Source organism: Kitasatospora sp. NPDC024654 (assembly GCF_055559155.1).
This window is the reverse complement of sequence record NZ_JBVHLF010000138.1, coordinates 1-11141: the sequence shown is the minus strand read 5'-3', so window position 1 is coordinate 11141 and position 11141 is coordinate 1. Positions and strand designations below refer to the sequence as shown.

The 11141-nt window shown below is 69.7% G+C and carries 8 protein-coding genes and 1 pseudogene; 4 read left to right on the top strand and 5 right to left on the bottom strand.

Annotation, left to right across the window (positions count from 1 at the left end; all coding sequences use genetic code 11):
- Positions 1 to 175 (bottom strand): transposase (locus ACZ38L_RS36495; protein ID WP_465701842.1); only part of this gene is annotated, 175 nt, incomplete at its 3' end.
- Between the two features lie 300 nt (positions 176 to 475).
- On the opposite strand from ACZ38L_RS36495, the gene ACZ38L_RS36490 reads away from it, so the two are divergent.
- The gene (locus ACZ38L_RS36490) at positions 476 to 1693 is read left to right on the top strand and encodes a hypothetical protein (RefSeq protein ID WP_465701835.1); all 1218 of its coding nucleotides are present in this window, start codon (positions 476 to 478) and stop codon (positions 1691 to 1693) included.
- A 117-nt stretch (positions 1694 to 1810) separates the two neighbouring features.
- On the opposite strand, the gene ACZ38L_RS36485 is transcribed toward ACZ38L_RS36490, so the two are convergent.
- The 3 genes from ACZ38L_RS36485 to ACZ38L_RS36475 all read right to left on the bottom strand — a co-directional run bounded on the left by ACZ38L_RS36485 (position 1811) and on the right by ACZ38L_RS36475 (position 8594).
- A complete protein-coding gene (locus ACZ38L_RS36485) occupies positions 1811 to 5974 on the bottom strand; it encodes an nSTAND1 domain-containing NTPase (protein ID WP_465701833.1) in 4164 nt (1387 codons plus the stop codon).
- A gap of 59 nt (positions 5975 to 6033) precedes the next feature.
- A complete protein-coding gene (locus tag ACZ38L_RS36480; protein ID WP_465701840.1) occupies positions 6034 to 6480 on the bottom strand; it encodes a CU044_2847 family protein in 447 nt (148 codons plus the stop codon).
- Between the two features lie 881 nt (positions 6481 to 7361).
- Positions 7362 to 8594: an MFS transporter gene (locus ACZ38L_RS36475; RefSeq protein ID WP_465701837.1), complete on the bottom strand. Its 1233-nt coding sequence runs from the start codon at positions 8592 to 8594 to the stop codon at positions 7362 to 7364.
- A 169-nt stretch (positions 8595 to 8763) separates the two neighbouring features.
- On the opposite strand from ACZ38L_RS36475, the pseudogene ACZ38L_RS36470 reads away from it, so the two are divergent.
- Positions 8764 to 8885: pseudogene (locus tag ACZ38L_RS36470) on the top strand (helix-turn-helix domain-containing protein); the annotation flags it as partial.
- A gap of 543 nt (positions 8886 to 9428) precedes the next feature.
- Here ACZ38L_RS36470 and ACZ38L_RS36465 read toward each other — a convergent pair.
- Positions 9429 to 9806 (bottom strand): MerR family transcriptional regulator, encoded by a 378-nt coding sequence (locus ACZ38L_RS36465; protein WP_465701831.1) that lies wholly within the window; start codon positions 9804 to 9806, stop codon positions 9429 to 9431.
- 124 nt (positions 9807 to 9930) lie between these two features.
- Between ACZ38L_RS36465 and ACZ38L_RS36460 the strand changes: the two genes are divergently transcribed.
- Positions 9931 to 10590, top strand: coding sequence for a class II aldolase/adducin family protein (locus tag ACZ38L_RS36460; protein ID WP_465701828.1), 660 nt, complete (start codon positions 9931 to 9933; stop codon positions 10588 to 10590).
- A complete protein-coding gene (locus ACZ38L_RS36455; protein WP_465701826.1) occupies positions 10587 to 10991 on the top strand; it encodes a carboxymuconolactone decarboxylase family protein in 405 nt (134 codons plus the stop codon). The genes ACZ38L_RS36460 and ACZ38L_RS36455 overlap by 4 nt, the downstream gene beginning before the upstream one ends.
- Positions 10992 to 11141: the final 150 nt, after the last annotated feature.

Here is an 11141-nt window from a genome sequence, read left to right as displayed (position 1 = left end):
CGCCCAGCGTGCCGTCACCGCCGGCCTTCCATGCCCGGCAGACCCAGGTGGCCAGGGTGGTCTCGTTGATCCCCAGCTCCCGCGCCACCTCCGCCGCCGACCTCCCGATCTCGGCGACGATCCGCACAGCCCCCTCAGGGAACTCCGCGTCGAACTTCCGCCTCTTCTCCGCCATGACTCCCAACTTCCCCTTCAGTCACAGCCTCTACGCTACGAGGGGAAGGTCACTCACATCTCCCCCGCGCACAACGAGAACGTCAACTACCACGGGTCGATCACGGTGGAGGTCGACAGCGAGCTGGCCAAGCTCGACCCGTCCGGGTACCGGCCGCTGCGGGTGCGCAGCCCGGACAGGCCGTAGGCGTCGTAGCCTGTCCCTCGGCCAGGGCAGGTGTGAGGATGAAAAGCGGCCTGGGGCCGGTGAGTTCGTGCCATGGTTGGTCGTGGACGTGACGGCTGGGATCGAGGGGGTAGCGTGCGGCGAAACGTGCGGTGGGCAGTGGCGGCGGGGGTGACGGTCGGGGCTTTCGCGGTTCCCGCCTGGCTGTGCGGGGCCGTCATCCTGCCGTCGATGCTGAAAGATCCTGCGATCCGCTGGGGACTGGCCTCAGCACTCGGCGTCGCGCTCGCCGCGCTGGCCGCCCTCTCGGAACGAGAGCGTGCCTCCGTGATAGACGATCCCGGCACCAGCACCGCGAAGCACCCGGCCGTGCGCGCCGTGCTGACCGCAGGTGTCTTGGCGTTGGCCGTCGTGAACGGCACGAGCATCGGCACCGCGGCGGCGACGAGCGTGCAAGTGACGCTCCAATTCAACTGCTCATCCGTCTATGGCGACGTGCCCATGACGGCCGTGGTGCAGGCCAACGCCCCGGACTCGGCGACAGTCGGCGTTCCGACGCCCGCGGTCGAGCTCACCGCCACGGTCACTGCCAACTCACCCGTCATTGGCATCGCCATCGGCGCGACCGGCGCGACCAGCGTCGAGGGCAGCGGCCAGGCCGTCACCACCGCGACCTCAGCCCAAGGCAACCAGAGCAAGACCGTGCAGATGGTGATCCCCGACACGCCCATCGCCGATTCCGACGAGGTCACCGTGAAGGCTTTCGGCACCTTCCCCCCGGTGACCTACACCCAGCCCGGCACCGCCACCATCACCTTTACCAGCCTCCAAGCCCAGGTGACCCCCATCGCCAGTAACGGGAGCGAGCCGGTCGGCCCTATCGCGGTTTCGTGCACGCTCGCCGCGGGGACTGGAGTCCTCTACAGCCTCCCGGTCCTCTCCGCGCCTGCCACTTCAGGCGCACCGCAGCCCGGCAGTACCTCGCCGTCTCCGACCACCCACGGGCCGTCCCCGACCACCCACGGGCCGTCCCCGACCACCCACGGGCCGTCGCCCACCACCCACGGGCCGTCCCCGACCACCCACGGGCCGTCCCCGACCACTGTGCCGCCGAGTTCCGGCTCCGCGAGCCCGACCGGGACGACACGGACCTCCGATTCCGCTTCGCCCGGCTCTGCGTCACCGGTGGGCTCGGCATCGGGCAGTTCCGGCGTGTCAGGTTCCACCACGCCTGGCGGGGGTGGCGCGCAGCCCACGAAATCTTCGACGCTCGTGATGGCCGTGTCCGCAGGGTCGGTCGTGGTCCTAGGCACCGGGACGGCGTTGTTCCTTCGACGTCGGCGCCGACACTGATTGGCTCGAGGAGATCAAGGCGACCCAGGGAGGGGCGAGGTCCACAGAAGACTGACCCGGAGGGGCAGGCCCGGGGCAGTGTTGGCGCCTGGGCGCCGCATCCCGTCTCGTTCCTCGTCAGCACTTGGCGGGTTCGGGGATCGCGGTGCCCACATACTGCGACCACACCGCGTTGGAGGGCAGACCGAATGCGGCGCACAGCACGGGCTGTGGATCGGTCAGGTCCGCGGCATCGAGCAGCGTCACGGTCCCGTCGCCGTCCGCCGCGGCCAACAGTCCGTTGTGTGCGTCGAACGTCACCTTCAACGCGGCCCCGCCCACGGTGAGCGTTCCGCCGGCCCCTGCCGGCTGTCCGGTGGCCGCATCCCACAACCGGACGGCCCCGTCGGCACTCGCGGTGGCCAGCAGCGTGCCGCTCGGGTCGAAAGCCACGTCCCACACGATGCTCTTGTCGGCTGCCACGGTGATCGCAGGGCCAGCCGGCTGTCCGTTGGCCGGGTCCCACAAGCCCACGCTGCCATCACCCTGCGCCCCGGCCAGCAGCGTCCCGGCAGGGTTGAACGCGACCGCGGACACGGTGGAGCCCACCCTGATCGTTGGCCCCGCCGGCAGGCCGGTGGCCGTGTTCCACAGGCGAATGGTCCCGTCGCCGCCGGCGGTGGCCAGCCGTGTGCCCGTCGGGTTGAACGCGAGCTCTGTGACACCGGGTCCGTTTCCGGTTGCCGTGATCGTGGTCCCGACCTGCTGCTCGGTGGCCGGGTTCCACAGTTGGGCCGTGCCGTTGCTCTCGGCGACGGCCAGCCGCGTGCCCGTCGGGTTGAACGCGACCGCAGACACGGCGGAGCTTTCCGTGATCGTGGTCCCGACCTGCTGCTCGGTGGCCGGGTTCCACAGTTGGACCGTGCCGTTGCTCTCGGCGACGGCCAGCCGCGTGCCCGTCGGGTTGAACGCGACCGCAGACACGGCGGAGCTTTCCGTGATCGTGGTCCCGACCTGCTGCTCGGTGGCCGGGTTCCACAGTTGGACCGTGCCGTTGCTCTCGGCGATGGCCAGCCGCGTGCCCGTCGGGTTGAACGCGATGGCCGACACGGCGCCTCCCTGGGCGGAAGCCGTGATGCTCGAGTTCTCGAGCTGCTGGGTCACGGGGTTCCAGAAGCGGATGATCCCGTCGCCGCCGGCGGTGGCCAGCACCGTGCCGGCCGGATTGAACGCCACATCCCAGACGATGTTTTTGTCGCTGGTCGCCGTGATCGTGATCCCGACCTGTTGCTGGGTAGCCGTGTTCCACAACCGGACTGTGCCGTTGCCGGCCGCGGTGGCCAGCAACGTGCCGCTCGCGTTGAAGGACAGGCCCGACCCAGCGCCGGAACCCGCGGTGGCGGCAATGGTGGTGCCGAACTGCTGCTGGGTGGCCGTGTTCCACAAGCGGATTGTGCCGTTGGCGGCCTCGGTGGCCAGCAACGTGCCCGCGGGATCGAACGCGATGCCCACAGGACCGTTCGGGCCACCCGAGATGACCCCCACCTGCGTGCGCGTCACCGTGTTCCACAGCCGGACGCTTCCGGTGTCGTCTGCCGTGGCCAGCAAAGCGCCGCCGGGGCTGAACGCGACGCTCGAGACGGGCACGCCAGCCGCTGGCGTGATCGCGCCGACCTGCTGCTCGGTGGCCGTGTTCCACAGCCGCACGGTGCCGTCGCCGCCCGCGGTGGCCAGCAACGTGCCCGCGGGATCGAACGCGATACGCAGGACCGCGCTGCCGTTGTCGGTGGCCGTCATCACGGCCCCGACCCGCTGTCGGGTGGCGGGGTCCCATAAGCGGACCGTGCCGTTGTCACCCGCGGTGGCCAGCAGCGTGCCAGCGCGGTTGAAGACGACCTCCGGAACGTTGACTCCGCCCGCACCGGCGATGATGGACCCGATCTGACGCTGAGTCACCGTGTTCCACAGACGCACGGTGCCGTCGCCACCCGCGCTGGCCATCACATTGCCCTGCTGATTGTACGTGAGGGAGTAGACCGGCCGATCGGGCGTGATGATAGTGCCGCGCTGCTTGACAAGCAGTTCGGCCTCGGTCTGCCCGGCCTGGGCCGTGCCGGACAGGGCCTGTGCGGCCACGGCCAGTTGACGGGCGGTATACGGGTCGGTCGCATCCAGGTTCAACGACTCGAGCGCTAGTTCGTCTGAAACTGCGACCGCTGCTTCGTGCCGCGCCGCCCGCTCGAAGCCCCAGGCGACTGCGGCCCCGACCACGGCGAGTACCGTCAGCGCAACCAATCCCGCGATCACGCGGTGAGTCCTGCGGATCCGGGCGCGTGCGGCAGCGGAGCCAGCGTCGAGGAACTCGGCGATCTCGCGCGGAAGAGCCCGTGACTTCCTCGCTTTGTCGCCTTCGGCCTGATCGGTAGCCCCCAACAGGTCCCCGGGTTTCCCCGACTTGGCCCATCGACGCTGCTGGTCGCTCGCCCGGCTCAGCCAGTCCTGGAATTGCCGGTCCTTGGTGACCCAGCGGCGCAGTTCCGGCCAGAAGCGGATGACTGACTCGTGGATCAGTTCGGCAACGGGCTGCTTACCAGCGCTGTGCCCGTCGGCGCCTTCGGTTCGGATAGTGATGATCCGGGCGGCGGTGAGCTCCTCCAGAACGTCGTCGACATCGCGGCCTGCGGATGTGCCGTCCTGCCCGGCGCGGATGGTGCCAGCTGCCAGCTCGCGCAGAGTTCCGACGGGGCGCCGCTGCCGCGTGTCGGGGACCGTGCGGGCCTCGTCGGCGGGACGCACCAGCGCGGTGAGTACGCACTGCGCGATGTTTCTCTGCTCGTCGGATGGCAGTTCGCGGAGCACCTTGTTGCACCATGAGGCGAGGCTGCCGGTGACTTCCCCGATGTTGTGATACGCGTCGTGCGTCAGGTAGCCGTCGTGGGGCTGCTCCCAGAGCTGGGTGAGTGCCAGCTCCAACAGCGGCAGCAGCGTGACCGGTGCACGCCGGGCCGCTGTGCCGGTCTGATCGCCGTCACCAGCCAGGAGGTCACCGATGATCCGAGCAGGCAGGCCGGCTTCGAAACCGGAGCCGGCGCTCAAGGCAGGCTTCGTGATGATCTCGCGCAGCTCCTGCTCGCTCAGCGTGGCGGGCACATTGACCGGGCGCGGCGCGGCATCTAGCAGGTCAGGGGCAAACGCGGCGAGCCGCGGATAGAAGTCGTCACGCATGACCAGGATCACACTGAGCGGAGCATGCTCCGCGCGGAACGCCTCGGCGAGCTGCCGGACGGCGGCGGCCCTGGAACCGCCCAGCGCCTGGCCGCCGATGTCGGGGCCGGTGAGTACTTCCTCGAACTGGTCGACGACCACGAGCAGGCGCCCGTAGTCGGGCTTGTCGGCCAGCTTGCGCCTGGCGGCCGCGACGATGCCCTTCGCCCCGATCCCGGGCAGTGCCCGTTCCAGTTCGGCAGCCAGGTTCCCGCCCGGGCGCAGAAGCAACGGCAGCCATTGGTCGCCCCCCAGACGCCTGCCGTCGGCCAGTTCAGGCAGCAGGCCCGCCTGAACCAGGGATGTCTTACCCGACCCGGAAGGCCCCAGCAGCAGTGCACCCCGATGCTCTTCCAGACTCTTCAACAGTGGTTCCACCGCGGAGTCGCGGCCGTGGAACCACTTTTCGTCCTGCTCGGTGAACGACTTGAGGTGAAGGTAGGGGACCACCTCCTGCACCGCCAGGTCGCGATAGACCTCCCGCAGGACCTCGGTGGGCGTCGCATAGGCAATACCTTGGCCCCTGAGGTAATCGTCGGGAATGGCGATGGCGGTGACCATGCCGATCACCCGGCTCCTGATCTCGTTCATCACCGGCGCGCCGCTGAACCCGGTCGTCAGGTCGTTCGCATCGGTCAGCTGCAGCAGCCTGCCCGAGCCTGAGTCCGGCAGCATGTTGCCGGCCACGCCGGAGCCGAAGTGGCCGCCTTCGGGGGCCTGTAGCGGGAAACCGAACGAGTGCACCCGGTGCCCGCGGCAGCCCGCCGCGGACGCCAAAGCCAGCGCCGGCACGTCCTGCGGAGCTTGATCCAGCCGCACGATGGCGACGTCCTGCTCCCGGGGATGCCGCCACAGCGCGGCATCGACCACCCCCTCGATCAACGAGGCGCCCGGTACATGGGGAAAGCCGAGTCGGATCCTCGCCCCCGGCCCCCCTCCGGCGTCCTCCACTACATGTGCACAGGTGACCAACGCGCGGTCACCGACCAGGAAGCCCGCCCCCACCACATCGCCGTCCCCGCTCAGGATCTGAGCCACCGCGGCAGACATATCCGACCCTGATACGCCGCGAGATGCAGTACCGTCCATCGCGCAGCTCAGACCTCTTCGTCCTGGTCTTCCTGGCAGCCCCGGTTAGGCCGCTTGTCCCGGTCACCTCGGTCGTCCTGGTCGTACTTCCAGGTCACCGTCACCTTGAGATGACAGTTCGCCCCGGTCCTGGTGATCACAGCCCCGGCCTGCACGGCCAGATCGACCCCGAACTCAACCTCAACTTCGGCGGGACCTGCGTTCCGGAGCTGCTTCGCCATCGTCCGGGCCGCAGCCGCGACCGGCTCCAGCGCCGCCTGCAGACTCACCGGCAGGTCCCTGATCGCCTCGCCGACCCGGCCGGCCTTCACCGGCCCCTCGGATCCGACGGTCGACTCGACCAAGATCGAACCCCCGCCCTCCAACGCAATCCGGGCAAGACCTGCCACGAGTGTCTCCCTCCGTACCTTTTGGCGCACCGCGACCTCGCTCGACCAACGTAGCCCACGCGCCATGAACAAACCCCAGAATCCTGGGACGTGGTCGTGGGGCACCCGCTGCCCGGCCGGTCAGCTCGACGTCAGGGTGCCGTCTGTCCGCGCCCGTTGTATCGGTGGCGCACGAGCATGGTCGGACTCTCCGCCCAGACCCTCACCGACCGGGTGGTGGTGATGGTCGACGGCATCGAACAGACCGAACCGGCCGCCGCATCCAGCGCCGGACCGGCCTGACTGCACCAGCTGGTCCGGTCGGGCCGGTCAGCCGGGTGCGGAGTCCTCCCCGGTGCCGACCGATCCGATGTAGAGCAGGCCCTGGTAATCGCCCATGCCAGGGCCTATCGCCCGAACGGGTGAGGACCGCTCGCACACCAAGCGCCTGCGAGCGGGCGTACGCCTGCTCACGATGGGCGGCCGCCGCGCCCGGCCTCGACTGGCGCTGACCCCGGCCGGGCTCAGTACCCGCCGAGAAGCGCCCCAGGAACGGCTCCCGGCTGTCTCCGCTCGCCTGTGCCCGCCACGTCCGGGGGAACGCGGCGCCGGGCCTCGACTGGACCGGGGCCGCTGACCGCCGACCGCAAGGCCGCCCTGGACCAGATCGACCCGGCGTGGTGCCCGGCCTGGCCCCGCTCGTGGCTTCACTCGGCGGAACCGGCCTGCGATCCGGGCCATGGCCTGGTCGAACATCGCCCGCCATCGGGCGGCGTCTACGCTGTGACCCGCGGCCACCGCTTGATCTTCAGGAGTCCACACAACCCCCGATGATCACGCGGTGGCCGTTGCCGTTCCCACCCGGCTTCAGCGCGAGATCACGAAGTCACGCTGGAGTACTAACACCACATTGAGATGATCTCGGGTTGTTGAGTCGGCACTGCGGCCCATCGGCCTTTCCGTTGGGTTCAATCGGCTCGGTGCCGCGTGATGGTTGGCAAGCGTGGGTAGAGCACGCCGATGGTGCCGGCCGCGGCGGCGCATACGGCTCCGCTCAGAGCGAGCGCGGTCCGGGGGCCAGCCGTCTGGGCAATCCATCCGATGCAAGGGGCGCCCAGTGGTGTGGTGCCGAAAGAGGTGAGCAGATACAGGCTCATCACCCGTCCGCGCATGTCATCGCTGACGCCAAGCTGGAGCCGGGCCTTGGCCGCGGTGAGGAACAGCAGCAGTGCGGTTCCCGTCGGTACGAGCAGCACCAGAAAGGTGATGTGGCCGGGCATCAGGCTGCACGCGGCTTCCAGCAGCCCGAAGGCGAGTGCGGCGGCCGCCAGTTGCTGGCCGGTTACCCGCTGACGGTACCCGGCCAGCAGCGAGCCGATCACCGAGCCAGCGGCCAGGGCGGCATTGCCGAGCCCGAACACCGCCGCCGGGGCATGGTAGGTGTGGGTGATCATCAGTGCGGTGGTGATCTGGAAGTTCATGCCGATCGCGGCGACGATCGCGACGAGGGTGAGGGTGAGTGCGAGGTCGGGGCGGTCGCGGACGTAGCGCAGGCCTGCCCGTACTTGTCGGTTCGCGCGGGGAAGCGGCGGGGCGGGATGGACGGCTCGGCGGTCCATGCGCAGCAGGCAGACGATCACTGCCAGGTAGGAGAGGGCGTTGGCGAGGAAGGCGGGACCGGGACCGAAGAGGACGATGAGGGGGCCGGCCAGCGCGGGGCCTGCCATGCGGGCGAGGTTGAGAACCGCGCTGTTGAAGGCGAGGGCGCTGACCAGCTGCGCCGGTGCGACGGATTCCGCGAGGAACGCCTGCAGGGCTGGTTTCTCGACGACCATGGTGAGCCCGAGCGCCAGGGCCACGATGTAGAGGGCGTCCAGGCGGGCTGTTCCGGTCACGACGAGCACGGCGGGGATCAGGGCGAGTGCTGCCATGATCGCCTCGGAGACGAGAAGGGTCTGCCATCTGGAGTGCCGGTCCACGATGACGCCGCCGTAGGAGCCGAGCAGCAGGAGTGGCAGGAACTGCAGGGCCGTGGTGGTGCCCAGGACGGTGCCGTCACCGTGTGACAGCTCCAGGGCCAGCCAGTCCTGTGCCACCTTCTGCATCCACGTCCCGGTGTTGGAGGCCGTCTGGCCCAGGGCGAAGAGCCGGAAGTTGGGGTTCTGCAGCAGCGGCCAACGGTGCGAGGGGCGTGAGGGCACATGCACGACGGACGTGCCCCAGAGACGAGGACTGATGAGTGATCCTTCGGTCGGAGGAGTTGTCAAGACTTGTGGATGAGATGGTTCGCTGCTGGCAGGCGGATGGGCCTGAGTCTCCGCCAGGGGGAGGCGCGAGGGTGAGGGCAGCGACGGCGACACGCTCTACTCGATCGTGATCTCGCCCGGCGGACCGGTCTGACGGTCAGAGCCATTCGGTTCTACTCCGACTGTGGGATGGTGCCGCCGACAGGCCGTAGCCCGGCCGGCTACGGCCTCCATTCTGTGGACGCCCGTGGTTCCCACCTGTAGTACCCGGGGCTGGTGTGGAAAGTTCGGAACCTCACCGCATGTCGTCCGGGCTGTGCGGTCCGCGGGTCGCTTCGGCTCCGGTCGGGGGCGAGCAGTGTCGTCACCCGCGATCCGGTGGCCCGGCGGCGCGGGCACTGGGCCGGTCCGCGTGCGGGTGTGCGCGGTCCTGCTCCACGACGACCACAGATGGCTGTTCCGCTGCCAGCGCTCCGTCAGCCCCCAGCTGCTCGCTGCCGAGCGGGCTCGGCAGGCGCGCAAGGAAGCCGAGCGTGAGCGGTGCTCGGCCCGCACCCGTTGCGCGGCGACAGGGCGACCCGCGACGCACTCCTCGACCTCCAGGAGGCCGGGAGGGTGCGGGAGGAACTGTGCCTGCCGGACAATCGCGAGCTCTGTTGCCTGACCACGGCAGGCCGCAGCGAAGCCGCCGCCCTGCTCCCGGCCGGAACGAAACTCGCCGCGCCGCGCCAGAAGCGGCAGGTTCCGTCCACCCGGACGTCGCCACTGCCGGCACCGGACGGCGATCACTCAGGACGGCTGTCGCCAACTCGCCATCTGGGCGCTGAAGGTCGGACAGTTGAGGATGTCCGTCTTGCTGCACCGCAGGGCGTGGGACATCAGCTGGTGGGCGTGGTCGAGGTCGACCATGAGCTGCTCGATCTCGGCGAGCTTGGTGCGGATCATCGCGGCCCGGCGCGGTTGGTCCTGCTGGAACTCGCGGATCTGGGCCAGGGTGAGGCCGGCCTGCTGGCACTTGCGCAGCAGCACGATGCGCTTGACGGCCTCCGGAGGGTAGCGGCGCTGGCCGCCCTGGCGTTCGGGCGGCGGGAGCAGCTCGTGGCGTTCCCAGAAGCGGATGGCGGACGCCGGGACCCCGGTGAGCTCGGCGAGGCGGCCGATGGTCATCAGCACGTCGTTTCCCCCGACTCCTGGCTGGACGCTTGACTTAAACCTTAGTTCAAGTCGGAGGCTTCGGGTAACGAGCCGGCGGCACCACAGCCGCCGCCGGACGGAACACCTGGAGGTTGCGATGACGGACACCATCGAGCGGGAGGACCAGCTGGTCGAGACGGCCAGGAAGCTCTTCGTCGCGGGGGTGATGTCGCACTCCGGGCACGCCAACCTGAGCGTGCGGCTCGACGACGAGCGCTTCCTGCTCTCCCCGGGGTGGGTGCGCGATCTGAAGTCCGAGCAGTTGGCCACCCTGGACCTCCACGGCCGGGTGCTGGACGGCCAACTGCAGGCGGCCGGAGCCGAGATCATCGCCATGCACAGCATCGTCTACCGCACCCGCCCGCAGGTGGGCGCGGTGATCCATACCCACTCACCCGCTGCGACCGCCTTCGCGGTGGCGCACCGGCCGCTGCCGTGTCGCACCGAGCCGATGCTGCGCTTCGGGCAGGCCGAGGAGGTGCCGGTGGTGCCCTGGGGGCCGCGCGGCTCCGACGTCTCGGTCCGCGGGGTCGCCGAGGTCCTGGAGCGGCGCCCCACCACGGCCGCGGTACTGCTGGCCAACCACGGCCTGCTGGTCTTCGGCGCCGACCCGCAGGAGGCCGCACACCTGGTGATGGCGATCGAGGAGAGCGCGGAGGCGGAGATTGCCGCCCGGGCGCTGGGTGGCGCGGTGGACTTCCCGGAGGGCGCCCTGGAGGCGGTGCGGGCGTCGATGGCCCGGGCGGCATCGTCGTGAGGGACGAAGCCCAGCGCGCAGAGGCCTTGCGGGAGCGCTTCCGCTCGACGCTCGGCACCGTGCCGCCCGGCGCGGAGGACCGGTTGCGGGTGGCCCGGACCCTCGGCCGACTGCCCACCGAGGAAGCCTTCATGGCACTGCGACAGATCGTGCTGACCGACAACCCGCTCGGCGCCCGGGTCCAGCAGCTCGTGCACTTCGGCCAGTTGCTGGCACTCGGCCGCCCGGGACCCGCCCGGATCCACGCCCGCGGGGCACTCCACTCCGGTGCCGACCTCGCCGACCTCGTCGGAGTCGCCGAGACGGCGCTGGTCACGGCTGGTGCGCCGGCGTACGCGCTGGGGATCGAGATCGTCGCTGAACTCCTGCCGGAGGAGGAGGGGCGGTTGTCGGTGGACTGAACTGGACACCCCAGCACCTGGGATGTCCGTCAAGGCCCGGTGTGCAGATTTTTGGCTCTCCTGTCGCTTCCGTGGGTCGCTGACCAGGGCTGATACGCAGAACACGCCGTAGCCCGGCTACGTTTCGACTTGCGACAGTACGAAACGGAA